The organism is Bradyrhizobium sp. MOS003 (assembly GCF_003020125.1).
GTDB lineage: Bacteria > Pseudomonadota > Alphaproteobacteria > Rhizobiales > Xanthobacteraceae > Bradyrhizobium.
In genome coordinates, this window is sequence record NZ_PYFW01000001.1 from 1,438,329 (window position 1) to 1,462,955 (window position 24,627).

Annotated in this window: 26 protein-coding genes; 9 read left to right on the plus strand and 17 right to left on the minus strand. The window is 65.4% G+C overall.

The genetic code is table 11. From position 1 onward, the window contains the following. Positions 1-154: 154 nt before the first annotated feature. A complete protein-coding gene (mgtA, locus tag C7G42_RS06880) occupies positions 155-2,671 on the minus strand; it encodes a magnesium-translocating P-type ATPase (RefSeq protein WP_106948227.1) in 2,517 nt (838 codons plus the stop codon). A 124-nt stretch (positions 2,672-2,795) separates the two neighbouring features. Here mgtA and C7G42_RS06885 point away from each other — a divergent pair, with 124 nt between their 5' ends. The 5 genes from C7G42_RS06885 to C7G42_RS06905 all read left to right on the plus strand — a co-directional run bounded on the left by C7G42_RS06885 (position 2,796) and on the right by C7G42_RS06905 (position 9,110). Then, on the plus strand, positions 2,796-4,049 hold the full coding sequence (locus C7G42_RS06885; RefSeq protein WP_245427549.1) for an efflux RND transporter periplasmic adaptor subunit: 1,254 nt from the start codon (positions 2,796-2,798) through the stop codon (positions 4,047-4,049). Then, the gene (locus tag C7G42_RS06890) at positions 4,046-5,272 is read left to right on the plus strand and encodes an ABC transporter permease (protein WP_106948229.1); all 1,227 of its coding nucleotides are present in this window, start codon (positions 4,046-4,048) and stop codon (positions 5,270-5,272) included. Before C7G42_RS06885 ends, C7G42_RS06890 begins: the two co-directional genes overlap by 4 nt. Further along, complete coding sequence (locus C7G42_RS06895) at positions 5,265-5,978, plus strand: ABC transporter ATP-binding protein (RefSeq protein WP_106948230.1); 714 nt, start codon at positions 5,265-5,267, stop codon at positions 5,976-5,978. Before C7G42_RS06890 ends, C7G42_RS06895 begins: the two co-directional genes overlap by 8 nt. Positions 5,979-6,178: 200 nt before the next feature. Beyond that, a complete protein-coding gene (locus C7G42_RS06900; protein WP_094893469.1) occupies positions 6,179-7,471 on the plus strand; it encodes an adenylosuccinate synthase in 1,293 nt (430 codons plus the stop codon). A gap of 37 nt (positions 7,472-7,508) precedes the next feature. Beyond that, complete coding sequence (locus tag C7G42_RS06905) at positions 7,509-9,110, plus strand: hypothetical protein (protein WP_106948231.1); 1,602 nt, start codon at positions 7,509-7,511, stop codon at positions 9,108-9,110. Between the two features lie 21 nt (positions 9,111-9,131). On the opposite strand, the gene C7G42_RS06910 is transcribed toward C7G42_RS06905, so the two are convergent. The 3 genes from C7G42_RS06910 to C7G42_RS06920 all read right to left on the minus strand — a co-directional run bounded on the left by C7G42_RS06910 (position 9,132) and on the right by C7G42_RS06920 (position 10,137). Next, complete coding sequence (locus C7G42_RS06910; RefSeq protein ID WP_502694181.1) at positions 9,132-9,404, minus strand: hypothetical protein; 273 nt, start codon at positions 9,402-9,404, stop codon at positions 9,132-9,134. A 256-nt stretch (positions 9,405-9,660) separates the two neighbouring features. Beyond that, the gene (locus tag C7G42_RS06915; RefSeq protein WP_106948884.1) at positions 9,661-9,891 is read right to left on the minus strand and encodes a hypothetical protein; all 231 of its coding nucleotides are present in this window, start codon (positions 9,889-9,891) and stop codon (positions 9,661-9,663) included. 36 nt (positions 9,892-9,927) lie between these two features. Further along, positions 9,928-10,137: a hypothetical protein gene (locus tag C7G42_RS06920; RefSeq protein ID WP_502694196.1), complete on the minus strand. Its 210-nt coding sequence runs from the start codon at positions 10,135-10,137 to the stop codon at positions 9,928-9,930. A gap of 175 nt (positions 10,138-10,312) precedes the next feature. Between C7G42_RS06920 and C7G42_RS06925 the strand changes: the two genes are divergently transcribed. Next, positions 10,313-10,738 carry a DUF5413 family protein gene (locus tag C7G42_RS06925; RefSeq protein ID WP_106948234.1) on the plus strand — a complete coding sequence of 142 codons (426 nt, stop codon included), beginning with the start codon at positions 10,313-10,315 and terminating at the stop codon, positions 10,736-10,738. 59 nt (positions 10,739-10,797) lie between these two features. After that, entirely contained in the window at positions 10,798-11,352 is a 555-nt protein-coding gene (locus C7G42_RS06930; protein ID WP_106948235.1) for a DUF4112 domain-containing protein, read from the plus strand. Positions 11,353-11,455: 103 nt separating this feature from the next. Here C7G42_RS06930 and C7G42_RS06935 read toward each other — a convergent pair whose 3' ends face one another. From C7G42_RS06935 to msrA, 4 genes are all read right to left on the minus strand, one after another. Further along, positions 11,456-11,752: a hypothetical protein gene (locus tag C7G42_RS06935; RefSeq protein ID WP_014439893.1), complete on the minus strand. Its 297-nt coding sequence runs from the start codon at positions 11,750-11,752 to the stop codon at positions 11,456-11,458. Positions 11,753-11,965: 213 nt separating this feature from the next. Continuing rightward, positions 11,966-12,130, minus strand: coding sequence for a DUF3309 family protein (locus C7G42_RS06940; RefSeq protein WP_106948885.1), 165 nt, complete (start codon positions 12,128-12,130; stop codon positions 11,966-11,968). A gap of 105 nt (positions 12,131-12,235) precedes the next feature. Then, positions 12,236-12,655: a peptide-methionine (R)-S-oxide reductase MsrB gene (gene msrB, locus C7G42_RS06945; RefSeq protein WP_094893474.1), complete on the minus strand. Its 420-nt coding sequence runs from the start codon at positions 12,653-12,655 to the stop codon at positions 12,236-12,238. A 31-nt stretch (positions 12,656-12,686) separates the two neighbouring features. After that, positions 12,687-13,394, minus strand: coding sequence for a peptide-methionine (S)-S-oxide reductase MsrA (msrA, locus tag C7G42_RS06950; RefSeq protein WP_106948236.1), 708 nt, complete (start codon positions 13,392-13,394; stop codon positions 12,687-12,689). Positions 13,395-13,651: 257 nt separating this feature from the next. On the opposite strand from msrA, the gene C7G42_RS06955 reads away from it, so the two are divergent. After that, positions 13,652-15,334: a caspase family protein gene (locus C7G42_RS06955; RefSeq protein ID WP_106948237.1), complete on the plus strand. Its 1,683-nt coding sequence runs from the start codon at positions 13,652-13,654 to the stop codon at positions 15,332-15,334. A 100-nt stretch (positions 15,335-15,434) separates the two neighbouring features. Here the strand turns inward: C7G42_RS06955 and C7G42_RS06960 are convergent, their stop codons facing one another. From C7G42_RS06960 to napE, 6 genes are all read right to left on the minus strand, one after another. Continuing rightward, positions 15,435-16,550, minus strand: a complete 1,116-nt coding sequence (locus C7G42_RS06960) for an ATP-dependent DNA helicase (RefSeq protein ID WP_106948238.1) — start codon at positions 16,548-16,550, stop codon at positions 15,435-15,437. Positions 16,551-16,786: 236 nt separating this feature from the next. Further along, complete coding sequence (locus C7G42_RS06970; protein WP_106948240.1) at positions 16,787-17,440, minus strand: NapC/NirT family cytochrome c; 654 nt, start codon at positions 17,438-17,440, stop codon at positions 16,787-16,789. Then, entirely contained in the window at positions 17,437-17,907 is a 471-nt protein-coding gene (locus C7G42_RS06975) for a nitrate reductase cytochrome c-type subunit (RefSeq protein ID WP_162307717.1), read from the minus strand. The genes C7G42_RS06970 and C7G42_RS06975 overlap by 4 nt, the downstream gene beginning before the upstream one ends. Beyond that, on the minus strand, positions 17,904-20,417 hold the full coding sequence (gene napA, locus C7G42_RS06980; RefSeq protein ID WP_106948242.1) for a nitrate reductase catalytic subunit NapA: 2,514 nt from the start codon (positions 20,415-20,417) through the stop codon (positions 17,904-17,906). The genes C7G42_RS06975 and napA overlap by 4 nt, the downstream gene beginning before the upstream one ends. Before the next feature lie 16 nt (positions 20,418-20,433). Next, entirely contained in the window at positions 20,434-20,763 is a 330-nt protein-coding gene (locus tag C7G42_RS06985; RefSeq protein WP_106948243.1) for a chaperone NapD, read from the minus strand. 26 nt (positions 20,764-20,789) lie between these two features. After that, positions 20,790-20,975, minus strand: coding sequence for a periplasmic nitrate reductase, NapE protein (napE, locus tag C7G42_RS06990; protein WP_094893482.1), 186 nt, complete (start codon positions 20,973-20,975; stop codon positions 20,790-20,792). 276 nt (positions 20,976-21,251) lie between these two features. Between napE and C7G42_RS06995 the strand changes: the two genes are divergently transcribed. After that, the gene (locus C7G42_RS06995) at positions 21,252-22,451 is read left to right on the plus strand and encodes an LLM class flavin-dependent oxidoreductase (RefSeq protein WP_106948244.1); all 1,200 of its coding nucleotides are present in this window, start codon (positions 21,252-21,254) and stop codon (positions 22,449-22,451) included. Between the two features lie 128 nt (positions 22,452-22,579). Here C7G42_RS06995 and C7G42_RS07000 read toward each other — a convergent pair whose 3' ends face one another. The 3 genes from C7G42_RS07000 to C7G42_RS07010 are packed head-to-tail and all read right to left on the minus strand — an operon-like array spanning position 22,580 to position 24,572. Next, a complete protein-coding gene (locus C7G42_RS07000; RefSeq protein WP_502694182.1) occupies positions 22,580-23,131 on the minus strand; it encodes a hypothetical protein in 552 nt (183 codons plus the stop codon). Positions 23,132-23,161: 30 nt separating this feature from the next. After that, positions 23,162-23,656 (minus strand): DUF302 domain-containing protein, encoded by a 495-nt coding sequence (locus C7G42_RS07005; RefSeq protein ID WP_106948245.1) that lies wholly within the window; start codon positions 23,654-23,656, stop codon positions 23,162-23,164. A gap of 37 nt (positions 23,657-23,693) precedes the next feature. Continuing rightward, positions 23,694-24,572: an alpha/beta fold hydrolase gene (locus C7G42_RS07010; RefSeq protein WP_106948246.1), complete on the minus strand. Its 879-nt coding sequence runs from the start codon at positions 24,570-24,572 to the stop codon at positions 23,694-23,696. Between the last annotated feature and the right edge of the window lie 55 nt (positions 24,573-24,627).

The following is a 24,627-nucleotide window of genomic DNA, read 5'->3' on the forward strand; positions in this document are numbered from 1 at the left end:
TTATGGTCCCGCGTCGATAGCGCCGAGACCCCGGCCCGGGTCGATCCGGGCCGGCTGATCGCCCGGCCTCGCTCAAAGACACGGAAATGCGCCCGATATCAATGGTGCGAGGCGCATCGCGACCATGCGCAGTGCGTTGCGGCCGGAACCGCGCTCAGTCCTTTCGTCCGGTGCGGATCGCAAACGGCTTCAGCAACTCGGCGCAGGCGAGGTAGACGACGACCAGAAGCGCGATGCCGGCCATCATGATTGGTGGCGGCGTGACGAAGCCGAACCAGGCACCGACCGGCGTGAAGGGCACCACCATCGCGACCAGCAGGGCAACCAGCGAGGAGACGGACAGCAACGGGTCCGGCCAGTTGTGCCATGGCCGCCCATTGGTTCGGATGATGAAGATGACCAGGATCTGCGTCGCCATGGATTCGATGAACCAGGCGGTGCGGAATTCCTCCGGGGAGGCCTTGAACAGATAGAGCAGGGCGCCAAAGGTCAGGAAGTCGAACACCGACGACAGCGGCCCCATGATCGCGGCGAAGCGCGCCAGCTGCCGCATGCTCCACACCTGCGGCTGCGTGGTTGCTGCGGGTGAGACCTGGTCGAAGGGAATGCCGAGTTCGGAAAGGTCGTAGAGCAGATTGTTGAGCAGGATCTGCGTCGGCAGCATCGGCAGGAACGGCAGCGCAATCGAGGCGATCGCCATCGACAGCATGTTGCCGAAATTGGAGCTCGCGCCCATGCGGACATATTTCAGGATGTTCGCGAAAGTACGCCGCCCCTCCTCGACGCCGTCGGCGACGACTTCGAGGTCGGACGCGAGCAGGATGATGTCGGCGGCGGCCTGCGCCACGCCGCTCGCGCCGTCGACCGAGAGGCCGATATCGGCGGCCTTCAGCGCCGGCGCGTCGTTGATGCCGTCGCCGAGAAAGCCGACCACCGCGCCGCTGGCCTGCAGCGCCTTCACGATTCGGGACTTCTGGTCGGGTGCGAGCCGGCCATAAGCATCGGTCGATTGCACCTGTACGGCCAGCGCGTCATCGCTGAGTTCGGCGATGTCGGCGCCCGACAACACGCGGTCGGCGTTCAGTCCGACCAGGCCGGCGAGCCGCTTCACCACCACGGGATCGTCACCCGACAGGATCTTCAGCGTGACGCCGCTCGCCGCGAGCCGGGCGATGGCGGCCGCGGCCGTCGGTTTTGGCGGATCGGCGAAGGCGCAAAGGCCCTCGAAGACGAGGCCGGTCTCGTCCTCGGTTTCGACCTCGCGCGTTGCGCCGCTCCAGGGGCGCGAAGCGATGGCGATGCAGCGCAGCCCCTCTGCCGCAAGCTGATGCACGCGCGCGATGGCGGTCGTTCGCGCATCGTCGTCCATCGCGCCGCTGCGCTGCGTCGTGCACAATTCCAGTACCGTCTCCGGCGCGCCCTTGACGATCAGCAGCGCGCCTTCGGGACCGGTTGCGAGCACCGACCCCAGCCGGCGCGAGAAATCGAATGCCTGCCGGCCGGCAAGTGACCAGCCTTGTGCGGCATTGGATTGGCCGGCGACCAGGGCCGCATCGAGCGAGCCGCGATCCCCGCCGAGTTTTGCGGCGATGGCGCCGAGCCGCGCCGCGCGGGCGTCGTCCTTGCCATAGGCATCGAGGCTTTTCGCCAGCGTGATCTCGGCCGAGGTCAGCGTGCCCGTCTTGTCCGTGCACAGGATGGTCATGGCGCCGAGGTCGTGGATCGCGGCGAGCCGCTTGACGATCACCTTGCGGCCCGCCATGCGCAACGCGCCGCGCGACAGCGTCACCGTGGTGATCATCGGCAGCAATTCCGGGGTCAGCCCGACCGCCAGCGCGACCGAGAACAGCAGCGAGTCCATCACCGGGCGGCCGAACACGACGCGGACAGTGAGCACGACCAGCACCAGCGCCAGCGTGGCGCGCGCGATCACGAGGCCGAATTCGCGCAGGTCGCGTTCGAACGGCGAAGGCACCTGCGCTTCGGCAAGGGCGGATGCGGCCGTTCCGAACACGGTGTCGCGGCCGGTCCTGACCACGAGTGCGATCGCCTCTCCGGTCTGCGCCACGGCGCCGCGGAACAGCGCATTCGATGTATCGTCGGAATCGGTGACCGCGCCGGCGCGCTTCTGCACCGGATAGGGCTCGCCGGTCAACGCGGCCTCACCGGCAGTGAACGCGGTGCTTTGAAGGATCAACGCATCCGCCGGGATGATGTCGCCGGCGCGCACGCGCAGGATATCGCCGGGCACGACGTGATCGACGTCGATCTCGCGGAAGCTTCCGTCGCGCTTGACCTCGGCCTTCAGCGCCACCGAGCGGCGGAGGATCTCCGCGGCGCGGATCGCATGACCTTCCTGGACGGTGTCCAGCCCGATCGAGAGCGTCAGGATCAGGACGATGATGAGTCCGCCGATCTCGTCTCCGGTGAGCATCGAGACGATGCCGGCAACCAGCAGGATCAGCGACAATGGCTCGAGCAGCCGGCGCAGGATCGCCCGCATCGCACCTTCGATGCGCGGCGCCGCATCGCTGTTCGGCCCGAAGCGGCCGAGGCGCCCGGCGGCGTCCGCCGCAGCCAGGCCTGCGAGCGTGCAGTCCAGTCGCCTACAAAGCTCATCGGGTGACAGACGCCAGAAGTGGTTGTCGGCGTGCGCTGGACCGTCCGGCAAGCGGGTCTCCCATCTGAAGGCATCTTGCCGGGCTACGTGCCGCTAAATTCGGCGTAACGTGTTGACCTGCCGCAATCCGGGCTGCTGTGAGCGCGCTAGCTTCGCCGGCATGGTCGAGCAAGCAATGATCCTGCCGCAGCCCAAGCGCCGGTTCTCGGTCGCGTCGCTATGGTCGGGATGTCTCAGTCATAAATGGTTCATCCTCGTGGTCGTCGTTCTGCTCGGCCTCGGGGGCTGGCAAAGCGCGCGGACGATCCTGGGACCGGCGATCGTGGTCGATCAGGTCAAGCGCGGCCACCTGATCGAGACGGTGGTGGCGAGCGGCCATGTCGAAACGCCGTTCCGGGTGGAGATCGGCAGCCAGCTCACCGGCACAGTGCAGGATGTGCTGGTTCAGCAAGGCGAGAAGGTCACCAAGGGCCAGCCCCTGATCTCGCTGGAATCGCGCGAGCTGAAAGCAAGCGTGGTGCAGGCGCAAGGCGCGGTGGCCCAGGCCGAGGCGCGCATCAGGCAGATCGAGGAATTGACGCGGCCCTCGGCTGAAGAAGCTTTGACGCAGGCCAGGGCGACGCTGCTCAACGCCCAGCAGACCTATGACCGCACGGCGCAGCTCGAACGCAATGGCTATGCGACGCGCGCGGCGCTCGACGATGCGCAGAAGACGCTCGATGTCGCCCGCGCCCAGATGCGCTCGGCGCAGTTTCAGGTCTACACGGCAAGCCCGGGCGGCAGCGACTATGTGATGGCCCAGACCCTGCTCAACCAGGCCCGCGCCAATCTCGACACCGCCGAATCCCGGCTCAATTACGCGACGATCGCCGCGCCCCGCGACGGCGTCCTGATCACGCGCAGCGTCGAACGCGGCACCGTGGTGCAGCCAGGCAAGGCGCTGCTGGTGCTCGCGCCGGCCGGCGACCTGCAACTCGTGCTGCAGATCGACGAGCGCAATCTCGGCAAGATCGCGCTCGGGCAGAAGGCGATTGCCTCCGCCGATGCCTATCCTGACCGGCGCTTTCCGGCCGTCATCACCTACATCAATCCGGGCGTCGACATCTCGCGCGCATCGGTCGAGGTGAAACTGACGGTCGCCGATCCCCCGGACTATCTGCGCCAGGACATGACGGTCTCGGTGGATATCGAGGTCGCCGCAAAGGACAATGCGCTGGTCCTGCCGCTGCGCTCGGTGCACGACATCCTGTCGGGTGCCCCCTGGGTGCTCGGCATCAAGGACGGCCGCGCCAGCCAGCGACCGGTGAAGATCGGCCTGCGCGGCAACAGCCATGTCGAGATCACCGACGGCCTCGCCGCCGGCGACGTCGCGATCCCGCAGAATTCGGGCGTCCTGACCGGGCAGCGCCTGCGGCCCGTGCTGCAATGAACCGCTGGCTGCCGTTCGAATGGATCATGGCGGTGCGTTTCCTGCGCGAGGGCCGGCTGCAGACCATCTTCATCATCGGCGGCATCTCGATCGGCGTCGCTGTCATCGTTTTCATGTCGGCGATGCTCGCGGGGCTCCAGGCGAACTTCATCAAGCGCGTGCTGACTTCGCAGCCGCAGATCCAGCTGCTCGCGCCGGACCAGGTCGCGCGGCCCTTGCGCAAGGGCGCGGGCGAGCTGGAAGACGCATTGGTGCAGCGCCCGAGCCAGCGGGTGATCTCGATCGATCAATGGCCGAAGATCGCGAGCCAGATGCGCGCGATGCCCGAGGTCACGGCGGTATCGCCGACCATCCTCGGCTCGGTGCTGGTGGTGCGCGGCGACGCCAGCCGTTCCGTCACGCTGTCCGGCGTCGAACCGGACTCCTATTTCAAGATCGTCAAGGTGCCGGACTATATCGTCGCCGGCGAGCCGCGCCTGACCAGCGAGGACATCATCATCGGCATCGAACTCGCCAAGGATCTCGGCGCCACCGTCGGCGACAAGCTCAACGTCCGCGCCGCGTCCGGCGCAACTCGTGTGCTGACGATCTCCGGCCTCGTCGATCTCGGCAACAAAGGCGTCAACCAGCGCATCTGCTATGCCGCGCTGCGCACGGCGCAATCGCTGCTCGGCATGATCGGCGGCGTCACCACCATCGATATCACGGTCACTGACATCTATGCGGCCGAGGAGATCGCGCAGCGCATCCAGGCCGCCAATGCGGTTGAGGCCGACAGCTGGATCAAGACCAATGCGCAATTCTTCACCGCGGTGCAGGCGCAGCAGAACACCAACACCCTGATCCGCCTGTTCGTCGGCCTGTCCGTCGCGTTCGGCATTGCGGCCGTGCTGGTCGTCTCGGTGATCCAGCGCTCCAAGGATATCGGAATCCTGCGCGCGATGGGCACCTCGCGGGGACAAGTGCTGCGTGTGTTTCTTGTGCAGGGCGGCCTGCTCGGTTTCGTCGGCTCGCTGTTCGGCGCGGTGATGGGCGTGTTCGCGCTGGTCTACTGGCACTCGTTGGCGCGCCAGGCCGACGGCACGGAACTGTTTCCCCTGATGCTGGAGCGATCCCTGTTCATCTACACGGCCTTGCTGGCCACCATCACCGGCCTCCTGGCCGCAATGGCGCCGGCGGTGCGCGCCGCGAAGCTCGATCCGGTGGTGGCGATCCGTGGCTAACCGGGAAGAAGACGCGTCACAAAAAGCCAGCGAGATCCTGAAGCTCGAGAGGGTTTGCAAGGCCTACAATGTCGGCCTGCCGACCGAGACCGAGGTCCTGCACGACATCGACCTCAAGCTCGACCACGGCGAGTTCCTGGCGCTGATGGGGCCATCCGGCTCCGGCAAGAGCACGCTGCTCAACATCGTCGGCCTGCTCGACCGGCCGACCTCCGGCCGCCTGCTGATCAAGGGACGGGACACGGCCGCGCTCGGCGACGCCGAGATCACCCGCCTGCGCGGCCACACCATCGGCTTCGTCTTCCAGTATCACCTCTTGATCTCGGCCTTCACCGCGCGAGAGAACGTCATGATGCCGATGCTGGCCGATCGCGGCTTTCCCAGTGCGGAGATCGAGGCGCGGGCGAACCGCCTGCTGGGGCAGGTTGGGCTGGAGAAATTCGCCGGGAACCTCGCCAACAACATGTCGGGCGGTCAGCAGCAGCGCGTGGCAGTGGCGCGCGCGCTCGCCATGAACCCCGACCTCGTTCTGGCGGACGAGCCGACCGGCAATCTCGACACCAGATCGGCCGATGCCGTGTTCGAGCTGATGCGGCAGGTCAACCGTGACAGCGGCACGAGCTTTCTGCTGGTGACCCATAATATGGACCTGGCGCGGCGCTGCGACCGCATCATCGAAGTGGTCGACGGCCGTATCCGGGCCTAAGGTCGTAAAGCTCGCCCCGCGAAGCGGATTTTTAGGGGATATCAAAGGCTTGGAGAGCGCTTTGGGACCGAAAAAAGCCCCGTTCTTGCTTGCCTAGAAGGGCCGCTTCCTTTATCCGGTTGGGCAGCCTCGCGTGCGAGCGGCCCCGGCCGTCACTTGGGCTGGGCAGCATCTAAAATCTTCAGAGGGATTACCCGCGAATGGCCAATGTTGTCGTCGTCGGCGCCCAGTGGGGCGACGAAGGAAAGGGCAAGATCGTCGACTGGTTGTCGGAGCAGGCGGACATCGTCGTCCGCTTCCAGGGCGGTCATAACGCCGGCCACACGCTGGTGATCAACGGCAAGACCTACAAGCTCGCGCTGCTGCCCTCGGGCGTGTTGCGCGACCAGAAGCTCTCGGTGATCGGTAATGGCGTGGTGTTCGATCCCGCCGCCTTCCTCGACGAGGTTACCAAGCTGCGCTCGCAGGGCGTCGCCGTCTCGCCGGAGAATTTGCGCGTCGCCGAGAACGTCACGCTGATCCTGCCGCTGCACCGCGAGCTCGATGCCCACCGCGAATCCGCCAATGCGGCGACTGCGATAGGCACCACCCGCCGCGGCATCGGGCCTGCCTATGAAGACAAGGTCGGCCGCCGCGCCATCCGCCTGATGGACCTCGCCGATCTCGACACGCTCCCGCACAAGATCGACCGGCTGCTTGCCCACCACAACGCACTGCGGCGCGGCCTCGGCCTGCCCGAATTCGACGGCAAGGTGATCTTGAAGGAGTTGAGCGCGCTGGCGCCGGAGCTGCTGCCCTATGCCGAGACGGTATGGCGGCTGCTCGACATCAAGCGCCGCGAAGGCAAGCGGATGCTGTTCGAGGGCGCGCAGGGCGCGCTGCTCGACGTCGATCACGGCACTTATCCTTACGTCACCTCGTCCAACACGGTGGCGGCGCAGGCGGCGACCGGCTCGGGCCTTGGCCCCGGCGCGGTCGGCTATGTGCTTGGCCTGTGCAAGGCCTACACCACCCGCGTCGGCCAGGGCCCGTTCCCGACCGAGCAGGACAACGAGACCGGCCGCAGGATCGGCGAGCGCGGCCGCGAGTTCGGCACCAACACCGGCCGTCCGCGCCGCTGCGGCTGGTTCGACGCCGTGCTGGTCCGCCAGGCGGTCCGAACCTGCGGCATCAATGGCTTGGCGCTGACCAAACTCGACATCCTCGATGGCTTCGACACCATCGAGGTCTGCACCGGCTACAAGCTCGACGGCAAGGAGATCGACCATTTCCCCGCCGGCGAGGGCGCCCAGGCCCGGGTCGAGCCGATCTACGAGACCATCGAGGGCTGGAAGGAGCCGACCGCCGGTGCGCGGTCTTGGGCCCAGCTGCCGGCCCAGGCCATCAAATATGTCCGTCGGATCGAGGAATTGGTGGGGTGCCCGGTCGCACTGCTTTCCACCAGCCCCGAACGCGAAGATACTATCCTCGTGCAAAACCCGTTTGAGGCTTAACGATCTCTTACCAGGACGCGCGTATAATTGAGTTGAAATGGCTGATTACTATCCGCTGATCGCCCGCGCTATTGCCGCCCTGGACCCCAACGCTCCCGGCGAAAGCCGTCGCGCGCTCTATGAGCGGGCGCGTACGGCGTTGATTGCCCAGTTGCGCAGCGTCCAGCCGCCGCTCTCCGAATCCGAGATCACCCGCGAGAGGTTGTCGCTGGAGGAGGCCGTCCGCAAGGTCGAATCGGAGGCCGCCCAGCGCGCCCGCGAGGCCTCGCGCCCCGGTGGCGGCGCCCGCAGCGGCAGCAGCGGCGACGCCTTTCGCCGCGCCAGCACCCGGGCCGCCGAAGGCGCCCCGGCTGCGGCTGCGCCGGCCCCGCCGCGCACGCGTCCGGCCCCGCCGCCGCCGCGCGCCGACCGTCCGTCCTTCAACGTCGATGACCAGAGCGAGGCTCCGCGTCCGCCGCGCGCTCCCCGTTTCGACGCTCCGCGCCAGCCGGGACCGTCTGCCCCGCCCCCGATGCCGGAGCCGGCGGCCGGACGCGATCGCGCCGGTGCGCGTCGTCCGCCCGATGTCGGACCTCCGCCGGCGCCGGGTGTGCGCGGCTTCCGCGACATCACGGCCGACGCCAACGAACTCGGCGGTGCGGCCGCGCAGGCCAGCCGCGCCGCCCGCCGCACTTACGCCAACGTGCCCTCGCCCTCGCCGGAATTCGACCGGCTCGAGCCGAGCCTGGAAAACCGCGTCGGCGAACAGGACGCGCCCTATTCCTACGACGAGTCGATCGAGGAGGCCGAGCGCTACGCGCCGCAGGCGCAGCCGCCGTCGCCGCGTCCGCGCATCGCGCCCGAACGCGATGCCAAGAAGCGCGCCCGCACCCGTTCCGCCTTTCCGTTCAAGAGCGCGATTGCCGTCGGCATCGTACTGATCCTGGTCGGTGCCGGCATCCTCTGGGGCAAGCAGCTGGTCCAGACCGCGACCACTTTGTTCAAGTCCTCGCCGACCCAATTAGTGGAGGCGCCGAAGGATCCGTCCCAGCCGCAGAGCAAGCCGAAGATTCCCGATCGCGTCGGCCAGCCCTCGGCCAGCAACCAGCCGGTCGCGCCGGTGGCGCAGAAGGTCGTGCTCTATGACGAGGATCCGTCAGATCCGAAGGGCAAGCAATATGTCGGCTCGGTAGTCTGGCGGCTGGAGCCGATCAAGGCCTCGGGCGCCCAGAAGGCCGACGTCGCCGTGCGCGCCGACATCGAGATCCCCGATCGCAAGTTCAAGATGACGATGTCGTTCCGCCGCAACACCGATTCGTCGCTGCCGGCGAGCCACACCGCGGAGCTGACCTTCATCCTGCCGCCGGATTTCCCGGGCGGCAGCATCTCCAACGTGCCGGGCATCCTGATGAAGTCGAACGAGCAGGCGCGCGGCACGCCGCTCGCGGGCCTCGCGGTCAAGGTCACCGACGGCTTCTTCCTGGTCGGCCTGTCAAATGTCGACGCCGACCGCTCCCGCAACGTCCAGCTCCTGAAGGAGCGCTCGTGGTTCGACGTGCCGCTGGTCTACGCCAACCAGCGCCGCGCCATCATCGCCATCGAGAAGGGCGCCCCCGGCGAACGCGCCTTCAACGACGCCTTCGCGCAGTGGGGCGACTAGGTCCTCCGTCGCGGATGCGTCCTACTGCGCCGCCGCTTCCCGCTTGCGCGACGTGGCGGCTGCGTGCTCGCGGTCCATCACGGCGCGGCAGCCGGGGCTGACCTCCGCTCGCTTCTGCACCATGCAGGCCCTAACCCTCGGAATGTCGGGGATCTCACTGGAACACAGCCGCATCGCATCGCCGGTGCACATCTGCTGCGCTTCGGACGAGAAGGCGAGGCCGGGTGATGTCTGGAGTGCGAGCGCCGTGGTGGCGAAGGCGAACAGCGAAACGACGGTCCTGTAGCGTGTCATGAAGAATGCATCCCCGAGTTCCGTGGCTTGAGCCACTTTGTTGGGGCGCCGCACGCGGCTTGATCTGCCGCATGTCACAGCCGTCACGTCGGGACCTCTGGTCCCGCATGTGGTCGCTCGATTTCTTGATTGCTCGAATCGAAAAGTGCTGCGCCGCCCGAGCGAAGTATGCGCCATTGTCGCGTGGCTGCAATGGCAGGCGCAAAGGAATTTGCAATTGTTGCGTGGACGTCACGCAACAAGCGTGTGCACGCGATCAGGTCAGTTGATCGGAGGATGCGTTCGTCTGTTCGTCGTCGATCGTGCCGAGCGCGGCGGCGTGTTCCTCAACAGCGGTTGCGCCCTTGGCGGTGAGTTCGAACAGATCGCCGTCCTTCATCACGTAGCCGTCGGCGATGAGTTCGCCGATCTTGCCGTGGCGGTCGTCGGCAAAGGCAACGGACTGGCTGATGTCCCGGAGAATGGAGAGTTGTTCGTCGCGTAGCATGGCTTCACGCTCCATTCGCCGGGACGGTGCCGGTTCTCACATGCCGTGACTTTGGAAAACCTTGTTACACGACTTCGACAGCTTTGCCCGGTTGGCTTGCAGGCAGCCCTGCACGGCCATGTCATTGCCGAGGTCCTTGCGACAAAAACGCTGCGCATCCCGCGAGCAGGCCTTCTGCTCCTGCGGCGTGCCCATGTGGCCTTGCGCGTAGGCGCTCGGCTCAAGGAAAACGGTCAGGGCTGCCATCGTGATCGTCGCCAGGAGAATTTTGCGGGCCATCAGCACTCCAATCTTCAAAGGTAAATTCAGGTCCCTGTCTGAACTCGTCGTGCTGCCACTTGTTCCGACAAAGGCCGAACCGCGCGCTATTCAAGGTTCCCGGGGCACTGCTATAATCGGCGCAGACGTGTGAGGATGTTTGATGAAACGCTATCTGGTGTTTGCGCTGGTCGGCCCGTTTGTCGGCGGTTTCCTTCTGCTGCTGACGACGACCTATCAGTCCGGCTATTGGGCCCAGACCAATCTCGGCGAGGTCGGCAAGCTATTCGTGGTGTTCTTCAAGACGCTGCAATACAGCTATCTGTTCGGCTTCCTGCCTTCGCTGATGATCGGCGCGATCGACGACATTCTGGTCCATATCAGGCGGATCGGCCCGGGCGTGCGGATGCTCCTGGTCGGCTTGTTCGCCTTCGTGCTGGCCTCGTTCACCTACAGCTCGCGCGGGCCGGATTCGGGCTCGGTGCAGTTCATCCTGTACGGCCTGGTCGGGTTCGTGCCGGCGGTGATTTCGTCCTGGCTCGTGCATAAATACATCAAGGAGCCGCAGCCAGTGGCGGCGCCCACCTGAGCGCGACGTTCGGGCGCGGCGCAGCAACTTCCGCCGCGTCCGCGCGTTTCCTGAAGGCCATGACCATGTCCGACGACGACATCCTTGCTCCACGCAGATCCCGTTCGGGAAGCTCGCGCACGACCTCATCCGGCGCGGGGGCGCGCGGTCCGATCATCGACCAGGACGGCCGGGAAGTCCGCCCCGAAACGCTGGAGCAGGGCTTTCGCGAGTTCCGTTTCGAGCTTGGCAAGGACAATCCGTTCGCCGGGAGCCCGTTCGGTAATCTGACGCGCGAGCAGCGGATCGCGCGGGTCGAGGCGATCGCCAAACTGCTCGACGTCGCCTTTATCCTGCCCGGCACCAATATCCGCTACGGCATCGACGGGTTGATCGGCCTGATCCCTGTCGTCGGCGACATCATCACCACGGCGATCTCGCTGTGGCTGGTCCGCGAGGCCCGCGCGCTGGGCGCGCCCTGGTATGTCACCGGCCGCATGCTCGGCAACGTCGCGCTCGACGGCGTGGTCGGCTTGGTCCCGTTCGCGGGCGACGCTTTCGACGTCATGTTCCGCGCCAACATGCGCAACGTGCGTCTGCTCCGCCACTGGCTCGACAAGCAGCCGCGGCTCTAGCGCTTCTACGCCTCTCCCCCTTGCGGAGGGAATAGAAACGAAAAAAGCGCGACAGCCTTTTGGCTATCGCGCTTTCCGCACACATCGGGCTGGGCGAAACGGCTTACGCCGCGTCGGCGTCGGTCTCGGCGGCCACGGGCTCGGGCTTGCGATGACGCTCCAACGGGAAGGCTTCGCTCTCATAGAGTGAGCGGATGCCGTTCTGGTCGAAACGCGCTTCCTCGACCTGGAGATAGGCGCCGTTCAGCGAGTCCGTCGGCAATTGCTCCATCGCGAACTGCACGGCTTCGGCGGCAGTGCCGAACCGGCGATAGGTGAAGCCTGCACGCTTCTTCTTGCGGATCGCGGCGGGAAAGAGTTCGGCGGAAGTGTTGAAGTTGAACGGACGCAGTGGACGCATGGTCAAAGACCTCGTGATCTTCTCTGGGGCTTTAAGCGCGTGGGGTCTGGGAGGGCAGGGGCCGCAACCGAGCGAGCCCGCCGCACATGCCATTTCGTCCTCTAATATAGGCCGATTTGACAAAAATGCGACCCCCGCGATGGGAGATGATGAATCCGCGCATGGCAGCCCCGCGGACGAAATTATCTTATTATGTTCAATGGCTTATATGGCTTACAATTTGCCAAGAAGCAGCAGGACGACCAGCACCACCAGGACGACGCCGCCGATCCCCATGCCGGAATGGCCCATGCCATAGCCGTAACCTCCCAAGCGGCCGGACAGGCCGCCGAGCAGATAGATGATCACCAGGATGATCAGGACGGTCCCGAGTGACATGGCATCCTCCCGGCGGCCGCCAGATGCGATGATCGGCCGCACCGCCAGACAAGAAAAGCATATCGCGCGGCCGGGTTCCATCAAGGAACCCGGCCGCGCGCAATGTTATTTCGGCTCCAGCTTCAGCGCTGCCGAGTTGATGCAGTAGCGCAGCCCGGTCGGCCCGGGGCCGTCGGGGAAGACGTGGCCGAGATGGCCGCTGCATTTGGAGCAGAGCACCTCGGTGCGGATCATGCCGTGGCTGACGTCGCGCTCCTCGTCGACATGGCTCTCGACCGCGGGCTGGGTGAAGCTCGGCCAGCCGCAGCCGGAATCGAACTTGGCGTCGGATTCGAACAGCATATTGCCGCAGCCGGCGCAGACATAGGTGCCGGCGCGGTGGTCGTGCTCGTACTCGCCCGAGAAGGGACGCTCGGTCGCCTTCTCGCGCAGCACCGCGTACTGCATCGGCGACAATTCACGCCGCCACTGCTCTTCGCTCTTGATGACCTTGTCGTCTGTGGTTTTCATTTTGGTGTCGGGCATGGGTCTCCCGTTTGCTTCGGTGATCTCGCGATCAGTTGGTGGCCTTGCTGGCACTCACCAGCGTCGGCTTTTCAATGTAGTTATCGGCGAACAGCTTTTTCAGATTCTCGACCTTGGGCAGGTCGTTATACGCGATGTAGGGCTGGTTCGGGTGTAGCGTCAGATAGTCCTGGTGGTAGGCCTCCGCCGGGTAGAACGCCTCCAGCGCGCCGACCTTGGTCACGATCGGCTTGCTGAAGACCTTGGCGCCGTTGAGCTGGGCGATATAGGCCTCAGCCACCTTCTTCTGCTCGTCCGAGGTGGTGAAGACGGCCGAGCGATATTGCGTGCCGGTGTCGGGGCCCTGGCGGTTGAGCTGGGTCGGGTCGTGCGCCACCGAGAAGTAGATCTGGAGGATCTTGCCGTAGGAGATCTTCTTCGGGTCGTACTTGATCTCGACCGCCTCGGCATGGCCGGTCCGGCCGGTCGAGACCGTCTGGTAGTCGGCGGTCGCCTTGGTGCCGCCGGCATAGCCGGAGACCGCGTTGACGACGCCCGCGGTATGCTGGAACACGCCCTGCACGCCCCAGAAGCAGCCGCCGGCGAGCACGGCGGTCTGGATCCCGCTCGCAGGTGCGGCATCCATGGCGGGGGCGGGGATCACGACCGCTTCTTCCGCAGCCCGCGACGGCATGGCGAAAACCAGTGCCACGGCGGCGGTTGAGGCGGCGATCAGGGACAGGATGGCGGGTCGGCGCATGGCGGATCCTCTTTCGGAAGGTCTGACAGTCTAGGGCGGTCGGGGCCGGACGAACAGTTGCCCGGCGGCGTTTTCGCACTATCCGAGGTACGGGCGCGGTCGCCGATCGTTACGCCCGGACGGACACGAGTCCGTGAAATGAGCCGTGCGGGAGAGCCGGGCGCCGGCAGCTTGGCGAGACCGGGAACTCCGCGCTAGATGAGCCGGTGCGATCGATGATCGACTTGAGAAGAATCTGGCTGGAGCGGGTCTGACCCATGCTGCGCGTCGTTTCCCTGACCCTCGTCATCCTGGCCGCCGGACTGTTCAGCGCGGCGGCCGACCCGCATGCCGAAGATCTCACCCTCTGCCGCGACCGCCAGGCCGAGACCCAGGCGCGCGCGAGCGCCTGCGACAATCTGTTGAAGACCGACAAGCTCGGCGGCAAGGACAAGGCGATCGCGCTCTCCGTACGCGGCAACACGCTGATCAACAAGCGCGATTACGACCGCGCGATCGAGACCCTGTCCATCGCGGTCGATCTCGATCCGGACTACGTCATTGCCCTCAACCTCCGCGGCCTCGCTTACGAGCGCAAGGGCCAGGACGACCTCGCCATGGCGGACTACAACCTCGCCCTCCAGAAGCGCCCGGCCTACGGTGTCCCCTACAACAATCGGGGCGTCATCTACGCGCGCCGCGGCGCGCTGCAAAGCGCGCTCGACGATTTCAGCCTGTCGATCAAATACACGCCGAAATTCCTGCTCGGATGGACCAATCGCGCCCGGGCACGGACGCTGATGAAGGATTTCGACGGTGCGATCGCCGATTTCGCCGAGGCCGAGAAGATCGACCCGGCCGCGCCGCAGATCGCCAGCAACCGCTGCATCACTTACGGCATGATGGGCAAGTTCGACCAGGCCTTTGCCGATTGCAACGGCCTGATCGAGCGGCAGCCGAAGAACGTGTACGCAATCAACAACCGCGCCGATGTCAGCATGATGAAGGGCGACCTCGATGCCGCGCTGAAGGATTACAACACGGCCATCCAGATCAATCCGAACAATATCCGCGCGCATTCCGGTCGCGGCCAGATCTACGAGCGGAGGAAAGATCTCGCGCAGGCGCGCGCCGATTATCGCGCTGCCGCCTATTCGCTGACGAAGTTCGACGAGCCCGACGTCGCCCGTGCCCGTGCCGTCGCGCAGGAGCGGCTCGCCGCGCTGACGCTGCAGGCGCCGGCCGGAGCAATCGGACGCCGCGTGGCGCTGGTGATCGGTAACGGCGCCTACAAGAACGTCCATGCCTTGCCCAATCCGCCGCGCGATTCCAAGCTGATCGCGGGCGTGCTGCGCGACGTCGGCTTCCAGACCGTGATTTCCGTCAGTGACCTCACCCGCGACAAGTTCTTCGACGCGTTGAAGGCCTTCGCGGAGGAAGCGGAGAAGGCCGACTGGGCCGTGGTCTATTACGCCGGCCACGGCTTCGAGATCGGCGGGGTGAACTATCTCGTTCCCGTCGACGCCAGGCTCGCCGCCGACAAGGACGCCGAGACGCAGGCGGTCGCGCTCGAGCAGGTGATCGCCGCGGTCGGTGCCGCGCGAAAAATGCGTCTCGTGGTCCTGGATGCCTGCCGCGACAATCCGTTCGCGCCTGCCATGCAGCGCACGCTGTCGCTGAAGCTGGTCGACAAGGGCTTCTCCAACATCGAGCCCGGCGCCGGCTTCATGGTGGTCTACGCCGCCAAGCACGGCGAGACCGCTATGGACGGCGACGGCAGCGCCAACAGCCCGTTCGCCACTGCGCTGGCCCGCGAAATCAAGCAGCCCCGCGTCGAGATCAGGAAACTGTTCGACATCATCCGCGACGACGTCTGGGCCGCGACGAAGCACGGGCAGCAGCCGTTCACCTATGGCTCGCCGCCGGGCCGCGAAGATTTTTATTTCGTCGCGGGGAAGTGAGGGCGAACGCTGTGTCGTAGGTTCGTAGCCCGCATGAGCGAAGCGACATGCGGGTCATTTCGTCCCGGATATCGCTGTGCTCATCCGGGCTACAACGTCCTCACACGACGATGCTCAACCTTTTCGCCGCGCGCGTAATCCCAGTGTACAGCCACCTTGCGCGACTCTCCCCGAACGCAAAGCTCTCGTCGAACAGCACGACGTCGTCCCATTGCGAGCCCTGCGACTTGTGCACGGTGAGCACGTAGCCGTAGTCGAACTCGTCATAGGGCTTGCGCTGTTCCCAGCCGATCTGCTCGACGCCACCTTCGAAGCAATCGGCGCGCACCGAGACCTTGGTCACCTTGTGGCCGAAATCCTCGTCCGGCGACAGCCGCATGCTGAGAATGCGCGATTTCGAGCGGGAGGTGTTGCGCGACTTCACGCGCCACAGGCCGCCGTTGAACAGGCCTTTCTTGCGGTTGTTGCGCAGGCACACCAGCTTGTCGCCGGCGACCGGGAAGACGTCCTCGATGTTCTGACGCTGGCGCACACGCATGTTGTAGGCGCGCCTCGTGTTGTTGCGGCCGACCAGGACCTGGTCGGCGGCCATGACGCGGTCGGGATCCAGCTCCTTGCGCGAGACCACCTCGCTCTCGCCGTAGCGGCCGATGTCGAGCTCGCGTCCCTCGCGCACGTCCATCGACATCCGCACGATCGGATCGTCCTGGGCCTGGCGATGCACCTCGGTCAGCATCGCATCCGGCTCGGTGTTGGTGAAGAAGCCGCCGCCCTGGATCGGCGGCAGCTGCGCGGGATCGCCGAGCACGAGCAGCGGGCAATCGAACGACATCAGGTCGCGCCCCAATTCGGCGTCGACCATCGAGCATTCGTCGATCACGATCAGCTTGGCCTTGGAGGCCGGCGCGTCGTCCCACAGCTCGAAGCTCGGCTGCTCCTCGCCAGATTCGCGGGCGCGGTAGATCAGCGAGTGGATGGTGGAGGCGTCGTCGCAGCCCTTGTTGCGCATCACGAGGGCGGCCTTGCCGGTGAAGGCGGCGAACTTCACCTCGCCGTCGACGCCGTCAGCGATGTGCCGGGCGAGCGTGGTCTTGCCGGTCCCGGCGAAGCCGAACAGGCGGAACACCGGCGGCGTGCCGTTACGGCCCGGCTTGGCCTTGAGCCAGTCGCCGACGGCCTTGAGCGCGGCATCTTGATGCGGGGTGAAAGTGGCCATGTCTGTCTTGAGGAGGGGCGAAACGAGGCGATTCGCCACCCCCCGAAACTAACCATTCGCCCCGCCGGTTCAAGCGGGGCCGCCCCGCTATTGCCGACCGCTACTCCCATGTGGACTCTCGCAAGAGGTCGCCATGCCCGGGCTTGTCCCGGGCATCCACGTCCTTCGTGCCGTGCGGCTAGACGTGGATGGCCGGGACAGGCCCAGCCATGATGCTGCGGAGGCGATTGTGCCGCCTACTGCCAGCCTGGAACGCCGCGCATGTCCGGCAATTGGTGGGCGATGCCCTTGTGGCAGTCGATGCAGGTCTTTTCCTTGGTGAACAGGAAGCGCTGGTGGGCGACCGAGGCGCGCGGCGACTGCTTGGTGATGTCCATGGAATCGGCGCTGTGGCAATTGCGGCATTCCAGGGAATCGTTGGCCTTGAAGCGCGCCCATTCATGCGCGGCGAGTTCGAGGCGGTGGTCCTGGAATTTTTCCCGCGTGTTGATCGTGCCGAAAATCTTGCCCCAGACTTCCTTCGAGGCCTGCATCTTGCGCGCGATCTTGTCGGTCCAGTTGTGCGGGACGTGGCAGTCCGGGCAGGTCGCGCGGACACCGGAGCGGTTGCTGAAATGGATCGTCGACTTCAGCTCGGCGAAGACGTTGTCCTTCATCTCGTGGCAGCCGGTGCAGAACTTCTCGGTGTTGGTGATTTCCAGCGCGGTGTTGAAACCGCCCCAGAAGATCACGCCGGCAACGAAGCCAGCGAGGACCAGGGTGCCGAGCGCGAACACTGAGCTCGGCCGGGTCAGTACCCGCCAGAGCTCCAGCGCAAAGCCCCAGCTTCGCGCAATGAAGCCGCGCTTGATTTTCAACTCTGCATTGGGCCCGTCAGCGGTCGTCGTCATCGCCGTCCACCGGGGCTCGAGCGCGACAGCAGCGTGTCGATGTCGGTGAAGTCGTTGCTCACGGGCGGCGTGGTGACGTTCTGCGGCACATGGCATTCCGTGCAGAAGAACCGCCGCGGCGAGACCGAGGCCAGGAACTGGCCGTCACGGTCCATGAAATGCGTGATCGAGACCATCGGCGCCTTTGATTCCGCGATGCGTGCCCGCGCGTGGCAGGACAGGCACTTGTTGCCGTTGAGGTCGACCTGGTAGCCGTCGATCGAATGCGGGATCACCGGAGGCTGCTCCGGATAGTTGCGCACCTCCCGTTCCGACGTGTTGCGCATCGGCGTCATCGGCGGCGCCGGGCCTTCGTCGTTGAGCGGGGTTGGGCCGCGCAGGCCGGAGGTCACCGTCTGCGCGGTCAGCGAGCTGACGCCCGCGGCGATCACGACCGCGAGCAGGGCGATTGCTGTTCGTTTCATCATGACAGGTTCACCCGCTCGATTCGGACGGCGCACTTCTTGTAGTCGGTTTGCAGCGAGATCGGATCGGTGGCGTCCAGCGTCACCTTGTTGATCAACTTGGATTCGTCGAACCAAGGCACGAACACCAGCCCACGCGGCGGCCGGTCGCGGCCGCGGGTCTCGACACGGGCGCGGATGAAGCCGCGGCGGGACACCACCTTCACCTCGTCGCCGCGCCGGATCTTCGCGTCCTGCGCGTCATCCGGATGCATGAAGCAGACGGCCTCGGGGAACGCCTTGTAGAGCTCGGGCACGCGGCGCGTCATGGTGCCGGAGTGCCAGTGCTCCAGCACGCGGCCGGTCGAGAGCCAGAACGGATAGTCGCCGTCGGGCGATTCCGCCGGCGGCTCGTAGGGCAGCGCGAAGATGCGCGCCTTGCCGTCCGGGTGGCCGTAGAACTGCACGTCGGTGCCCTGCTTGACGTAGGGGTCGCTGCCCTCGCGGAAGCGCCATTTCGTCTCCTGGCCGTTGACGACCGGCCAGCGCAGGCCGCGCTCCCGGTGATAGGTGTCGAACGGCGCGAGGTCGTGGCCATGGCCGCGCCCGAACGAGGCGTATTCCTCGAACAGGCCCTTGTGGACGTAGAAGCCGAACGCCTTGGACTCGTCGTTGAGATAGCCCGCCTCGATGTCGGAGACCGGGAACTTGTCGACCTGGCCGTTCTTGTAGAGCACGTCGAACAGCGTCTTGCCGCGAACGTCCGGCTTCTTGGCGATCAGCTCCTCGGGCCAGACCTCCTCGATCTTGAAGCGCTTGGAGAACTCCATGAGCTGCCAGAGATCGGATTTCGACTCGCCGGGGGCTGCCACGAGCTGATGCCAGAACTGTGTGCGCCGCTCGGCATTGCCGTAGGCGCCTTCCTTCTCCACCCACATCGCGGTCGGCAGGATCAGGTCGGCGGCAAGCGCGGTGACCGACGGATAGGCGTCCGAGACCACGATGAAATTATCGGGATTGCGGAAGCCGGGATAAGTCTCCTCGTTGGCGTTGGGACCGGCCTGGAGGTTGTTGTTGACCTGCACCCAATAGGCGTTGATCAGGCCGTCCTTCAGCATCCGGCTCTGCAACACGGCGTGTGCGCCGGGCTTGTCGGGAATGGTGCCTTCCGGCAGCAGCCAGAGGTGCTCGGCGTGGTCGCGATGCGCCTTGTTGGTCACGACCATGTCGGCAGGCAGGCGGTGCGAGAAGGTGCCGACCTCGCGCGCGGTGCCGCAGGCCGAGGGCTGGCCGGTCAGCGAGAACGGGCTGTTGCCGGGCGAGGAGATCTTTCCGGTCAGCAGATGGATGTTGTAGATCAGGTTGTTGCACCAGACGCCGCGGGTGTGCTGGTTGAAGCCCATGGTCCAGAACGAGACCACCTTGGTCTTGGGGTCGGCATAGAGTTCGGCGATCGCCTCCAGCCGATTCATCGGCACGCCGGACATCTCGGCCGCCTTCTCCAGCGTGTAGTCCGAGACGAACTTGACGTATTCCTCGTAAGTCATGTCGGTGGAGTCGTTGGCCTTGGCCGCGCCGGTCGCCTTCTTCTGCAGCGGATGCTCCGGCCGCAGGCCGTAGCCGATGTCGGTCTGGCCGCGCTTGAACACGGTATGCGCGGCAACGAAGTCCTTGTTGACGCGGCCGGTTTTGATGATGTGGTTGGCGATGGCGTTGAGAAGGTAGAGGTCGGTCTGCGGCTTGAAGATCATGCCGATGTCGGCGAGGTCGAACGAGCGGTGCTCGAAGGTCGAGAGGACGGCGACGCGGACATGCGGCGCGGAGAGCCGGCGGTCGGCCACGCGCGTCCACAGGATCGGGTGCATCTCCGCCATGTTGGAGCCCCACAGCACGAAGGCATCGGTGGCCTCGATGTCGTCATAGCAGCCGGGCGGCTCGTCGATGCCGAAGGTGCGCATCATGCCGGCGACCGCGGAGGCCATGCAATGCCGCGCATTGGGGTCGATGTTGTTGGTGCGGAAGCCGGCCTTGAACAGTTTCGAGGCGGCATAGCCTTCCCAGATCGTCCACTGACCCGAGCCGAACATGGCCACGCCGTTCGGGCCGCGCTTCTTGATCGCCTCCTTCCACTTCAGCTCCATGATGTCGAAGGCTTCGGTCCAGGACACGGGCGTGAATTCGCCGTTCTTGTCGTACTTGCCGTTCGTCTTGCGCAGCATAGGCTGCGTCAGGCGGTCGTGGCCGTACATGATCTTGGAGAGGAAGTAGCCCTTGACGCAGTTGAGGCCGCGATTGACCTCGGCCTTGGTGTCGCCGTGGGTGGCGACGACGCGGTTGTCCTTGGTCGCGACCATGACCGAGCAGCCGGTACCGCAGAAGCGGCAGGCGGCCTTGTCCCATTTCAGTTCGGCGATGTCGCGCTCGGCGACGAGGTTGGCGGCGAGCGCCGGCACCGGCATGCCCGCGGCGGCGGCCGCGATCGCGGCGGCCTCCAGTTTCAGCATCTGGCGGCGGTCGAGCTTTGGCGATGACATGATGGCTCTTCTTTGCTCAGGCGGTTTCGATGGCGTGGAAAACCAGCGCTGCGGAATAGACGTCGGGCAGCGACTGGATGGTGTTGAGCAGGGTGCCGAGGCTGCCGGAATCAGGGGCTTCGGTCACGACGACGAGCTTGCCGCGCGGATCGCGGCCGTGGATCTCGCAGCCGGCGAGGGCCGTGATCGCGGCTTCGAGCTCGGCGAGGCGCTCGGGGCGCGCCTGCACGATGATGCTGGCGATCTCGCAGCCCGGCGGAGCGACGACGGGGTCGGCGCTGAGCACCCGGCCGGTGATCAAGGCGCGGCGATTGAGTGTGGCTTTGTCGAGTAAGCCTTGGGCCATGATGCCTGTCTTTCGCTGTTGGGGGATCAATGCGGCGAGGGCGGCGGGCCGGGAGGGCCTGCAAACATCTGGTAGATCCAGACGCCGAGGCCGTAACTACCCACGGTTCCGACCGCGAGGACGGGCATCACGACCGCGGTCAGGAAGAGGAAGGCGAAAATCTCCATGCGCTTACGGCGCACGCGCGACATCGCGTCGTCAGGGGCCGACATATTCGGTCTCTCAAGATGTGATGGGAATCGGGACGGCATCCGGGCCGTTGCCTTGCTGCACTTCTGGTGCAAAAGGGCCGGCGCGGCGTTGATCTGGATCAAGCCGCGGGCCTGCACTGATGTCGCAGCGCCGCGCAAGGCAAGGCAAGGCAGGTGTACGCCGCCATTCGCGGCAAGGGAATCAATCTCCCGTGCGGCGGAATTGTCGCTCCGTAGACAGCGGCGCCTCGCACATTAAGATGACCCTAACCATAAAAAAACGGGGAAGGCGACGCCATGAAGTTCGGCATCTTCTACGAGCTGCAACTGCCCCGGCCTTGGGTGGCCGGCGACGAGCTCAGGCTTTACCAGAACGCGCTGTCGCAGATGGAACTCGCCGACCGCCTCCGCTACGATCATGCCTGGGTGGTCGAGCATCACTTCCTCGAGGAATATTCGCACTCGCCCTCGCCGGAATCCTTTCTCGCCGCCGCGAGCCAGCGCACGAAGAACATCCGGCTCGGTCACGGCATCCTGCAGCTCACCACCAACCATCCGGCGCGCGTTGCCGAGCGGGTCGCGGTGCTCGACCTGCTCTCCAACGGCCGCTGCGAATTCGGCATGGGCGAGAGCGCGTCCATCACCGAGCTGACGCCGTTCGGTCGCGACATGGAGACCAAGAAGGAAGTGTTCGAGGAGGCGGTCGCCGCGATCTTCCCGATGTTCAAGGACGCAGGGAGCGAGCACCACGGCAAGTATTTCGACATCCCCTTGCGCAACGTGGTCCCGAAGCCGGTGCAGAAGCCGCATCCGCCGCTGTGGATGGCGTGCTCGCAGCTGCCGACCATCGAGCGCGCCGGCCGCCACGGCTTTGGTGCGCTCGGCTTCCAGTTCGTCAGCGCCGATGCCGCGCATGCCTGGGTCCACGCCTATTACAACGCCATGACCAAGCGGCTTCACAAGCTCGCCGACTACCAGATCAATCCGAACATGGCGCTGGTGTCGTTCTTCATGTGCGCCAAGACCGACGAGGAGGCGCGCGCCCGCGCCGACGGCGCCACCTTCTTCCAGTTCGCGCTGCGCTTCTACGGCGCCGCGCAGAACCGCCAGCGTCCCGCGCCCTACACCGTCAACATGTGGGACGAGTACAACCAGTGGAAGCGCGACAATCCGGAAGCGCAGGAGGCGGCCTTGCGCGGCGGCCTGATCGGCTCGCCCGAAACCATCCGCAAGAAGCTCAAGCGCTTCCAGTCCTCGCACATCGACCAGGTCATCCTGCTCAACCAGGCCGGCAAGAACAGCCACGAGCACATCTGCGAATCGCTCGAGCTGTTCGGCCGCGAGGTGATGCCGGAATTCCAGAACGATCCGGCGCAGGACGTGTGGAAGCAGGGCGTCATGAGCGGCGAGATCGAGCTCGAGGAGATCGACACCGAGGCGTTCACGGATCGCTACGGCAAGCTCGCGATCAACGTCGCCCCGGCGAAGGCGGGATAGGCGCTCTGCATCCGGGGCGCGAGACCGTCATCGCCGGGACCCGGAAGCGGCATATGCCGGCGCCGCCGGCTTTCGGCACATTCTTCGTTGCTGCTATCCTTCCGCAAAACCGCGTCCAGACCTGGCGCCTAGCGTTTCGTGGCGGGTACGGGCGGCACCGGCAGAATGATTTCCGAGGCGATCTTCCAGTCCGCTCCGATGCGAAGCCAATTGATGATCATGAGAAACGGCTTCGCTGTCCCATCCTGCCCCGCATAGGACACCGTGATGTTCATCGGCACGTAGGACTCGGCGACATCGCGCGTCAGCCCGACGACCCTGAGCTTCGAATAGTCCGGTTCGAGCACGACCGGGCCGGAACTGCCGATATCGTGCAGTTTCCGGTCAATCGCCTCGTTGCCCCAGAACCCGGCCCAGTTTCCTTCGGACGGGATCGCGCTCTTTGCCACCAGCAGAGCGGAGGGCGATTGCCAGAACATGTCATGCAGAGCCTGGAAATCGTGCCTGTTGGCCAATTCCATGAGCGTGCCGAATTTTGACTTGATCGCACTCAGCTCGGCAGAATCCAGCGGCTCCCCTGGAGATGCGGCTACAGCGCCGGAGGAAACAGCCGACGCCATGAGAATGGCAAGAAGCAACCTGTTCACGCAGAATTCCCTTTCGATCGTGTGGCGGCGCATCTCAGCGCTTGCAGCGCCGTGCGGAGATCGTCAGCCCGCGCATTCGCGCAGCAAGCCCGTCACCTTGGCATCCAGATCCCGGGCGACGGCAAGGGCTTCCGCGTTGGCATAATGCAACAGGTAACTCTCCATCTGGTCGTAGGACAGATGCACGCCATCGGGACGCTCGTCGACCAGGATGGTGACGGGGGCGTAGGATCCGGCATCGGGCACGTGCTTGACCATCTCTTTCATGATGAGCGGATTGCCGATGACAAACCGCATGATCCTGGGTGTCGCGGCTCCGGTCTCACGGCGCAGAATGTCGCCCAGGTCGAATTCCGCGAAGCGCATGAGACCGGTGCGGCCAAGGCCGCTCTGCACGACACGCTCCAGATCCCGGAATTCATTCGTCGCCCGCGTGGTCCTGAAAAATTCGTTCATGTCGGGCTGCCCCACCGCCGACCTGAGCTTGGCCACCACCGCGTCGAACGGTTTTGAGCTTATGATGCTGAAGCGCGACACTTGAATCTGCGTGATTGTCATTCCATCCTCTTCAATGCTCTCGAGACCCACGTCGGAGTCACGCTGCCGTAGACCGGCCGGCGTCCAGAAACGTCCGGACGTGGTCGACGAAGATGTCGTGGTGCTGAAACAGGGCGCCATGACCTGAATCGGGATAAAGCACCAGCTGCGCATTGCGGAGCTGCTTGAACATGGCGTAGGCGTTGTCCGCTGGCAGCATCGTGTCATGGCTGCCGCTGACCACCAGGGCAGGCTGGTGAATGGCGCGCAGAACCTCATGATCGGGATCAGGCGTGGCGCACCAGGTGATCAGAGCCTTGGCCTGCGGATCCGTCACCGCTTTGCCGTTGTCGGTATCGCGATCGTCCGAACGCACTCGCGTTCGCTTGAGAAACGCCAATCCTGCAGCGCGGCTATTGGAGGATTTGGTGAAGAACAACGGCAAGCGCGGGTCGGGCGCGTCCGCCTGGGAGAACGCGTCCTGCAAAACCGCCAACAGATGTTCCTCTCCGCCTCGCGGCGCAGTCGCTACAAGGACGAGCTTGCGGACCAGCCCTCCGTGCTCGGCGGCGATCTGCTGAGCGACACAGCCGCCCAGAGAAAAGCCCAACAGGTCGACTTCCGCGAGACCAAGCGCATTGATGAACGCGACCGCGTCTCGTGCCATCGCCGCGACGTTGTCGGGCGTTTGACCGCCCGAGCGGCCGACCCCGGCGTTGTCGAAGGCGATCACGGGGCGATCGGCGGCAAGGGAATTGACGACGGCGGGATCCCAGGCATCCATGTTGCCGGAGAAATGCTGCAGGAGAACGAGCGGGGTTCCGGTCGCCGGGCCGAGGCGGCGATAGGCGAAGCGGATGGTGCCGCTTTCGACATAGCGGGTCGGCGCCGTTTCGAGCGTGGCACCATCGTGGCTGGGGATCTCGAGTTCAGTCATTTCATCCTCGATGAACAAGTTGCCGTGGGGTGGGCGGGCGGCGCAGCCTTGCGCG

Excerpts from the sequence above, each read along its gene's own strand:
- C7G42_RS06885 (WP_245427549.1), top strand. The coding sequence starts at position 2,796 with ATGATCCTGCCGCAGCCCAAGCGCCGGTTCTCGGTCGCGTCGCTATGG.
- C7G42_RS06890 (WP_106948229.1), top strand. The coding sequence starts at position 4,046 with ATGAACCGCTGGCTGCCGTTCGAATGGATCATGGCGGTGCGTTTCCTG.
- C7G42_RS06900 (WP_094893469.1), top strand. The coding sequence starts at position 6,179 with ATGGCCAATGTTGTCGTCGTCGGCGCCCAGTGGGGCGACGAAGGAAAG.
- C7G42_RS06905 (WP_106948231.1), top strand. The coding sequence starts at position 7,509 with ATGGCTGATTACTATCCGCTGATCGCCCGCGCTATTGCCGCCCTGGAC.
- C7G42_RS06910 (WP_502694181.1), bottom strand. The coding sequence starts at position 9,404 with ATGACACGCTACAGGACCGTCGTTTCGCTGTTCGCCTTCGCCACCACG.
- C7G42_RS06915 (WP_106948884.1), bottom strand. The coding sequence starts at position 9,891 with ATGCTACGCGACGAACAACTCTCCATTCTCCGGGACATCAGCCAGTCC.
- C7G42_RS06920 (WP_502694196.1), bottom strand. The coding sequence starts at position 10,137 with ATGGCAGCCCTGACCGTTTTCCTTGAGCCGAGCGCCTACGCGCAAGGC.
- C7G42_RS06925 (WP_106948234.1), top strand. The coding sequence starts at position 10,313 with ATGAAACGCTATCTGGTGTTTGCGCTGGTCGGCCCGTTTGTCGGCGGT.
- C7G42_RS06930 (WP_106948235.1), top strand. The coding sequence starts at position 10,798 with ATGACCATGTCCGACGACGACATCCTTGCTCCACGCAGATCCCGTTCG.
- C7G42_RS06935 (WP_014439893.1), bottom strand. The coding sequence starts at position 11,752 with ATGCGTCCACTGCGTCCGTTCAACTTCAACACTTCCGCCGAACTCTTT.
- C7G42_RS06940 (WP_106948885.1), bottom strand. The coding sequence starts at position 12,130 with ATGTCACTCGGGACCGTCCTGATCATCCTGGTGATCATCTATCTGCTC.
- msrB (WP_094893474.1), bottom strand. The coding sequence starts at position 12,655 with ATGCCCGACACCAAAATGAAAACCACAGACGACAAGGTCATCAAGAGC.
- msrA (WP_106948236.1), bottom strand. The coding sequence starts at position 13,394 with ATGCGCCGACCCGCCATCCTGTCCCTGATCGCCGCCTCAACCGCCGCC.
- C7G42_RS06955 (WP_106948237.1), top strand. The coding sequence starts at position 13,652 with ATGCTGCGCGTCGTTTCCCTGACCCTCGTCATCCTGGCCGCCGGACTG.
- C7G42_RS06960 (WP_106948238.1), bottom strand. The coding sequence starts at position 16,550 with ATGGCCACTTTCACCCCGCATCAAGATGCCGCGCTCAAGGCCGTCGGC.
- C7G42_RS06970 (WP_106948240.1), bottom strand. The coding sequence starts at position 17,440 with ATGACGACGACCGCTGACGGGCCCAATGCAGAGTTGAAAATCAAGCGC.
- C7G42_RS06975 (WP_162307717.1), bottom strand. The coding sequence starts at position 17,907 with ATGATGAAACGAACAGCAATCGCCCTGCTCGCGGTCGTGATCGCCGCG.
- napA (WP_106948242.1), bottom strand. The coding sequence starts at position 20,417 with ATGTCATCGCCAAAGCTCGACCGCCGCCAGATGCTGAAACTGGAGGCC.
- C7G42_RS06985 (WP_106948243.1), bottom strand. The coding sequence starts at position 20,763 with ATGGCCCAAGGCTTACTCGACAAAGCCACACTCAATCGCCGCGCCTTG.
- napE (WP_094893482.1), bottom strand. The coding sequence starts at position 20,975 with ATGTCGGCCCCTGACGACGCGATGTCGCGCGTGCGCCGTAAGCGCATG.
- C7G42_RS06995 (WP_106948244.1), top strand. The coding sequence starts at position 21,252 with ATGAAGTTCGGCATCTTCTACGAGCTGCAACTGCCCCGGCCTTGGGTG.
- C7G42_RS07000 (WP_502694182.1), bottom strand. The coding sequence starts at position 23,131 with ATGCGCCGCCACACGATCGAAAGGGAATTCTGCGTGAACAGGTTGCTT.
- C7G42_RS07005 (WP_106948245.1), bottom strand. The coding sequence starts at position 23,656 with ATGACAATCACGCAGATTCAAGTGTCGCGCTTCAGCATCATAAGCTCA.
- C7G42_RS07010 (WP_106948246.1), bottom strand. The coding sequence starts at position 24,572 with ATGACTGAACTCGAGATCCCCAGCCACGATGGTGCCACGCTCGAAACG.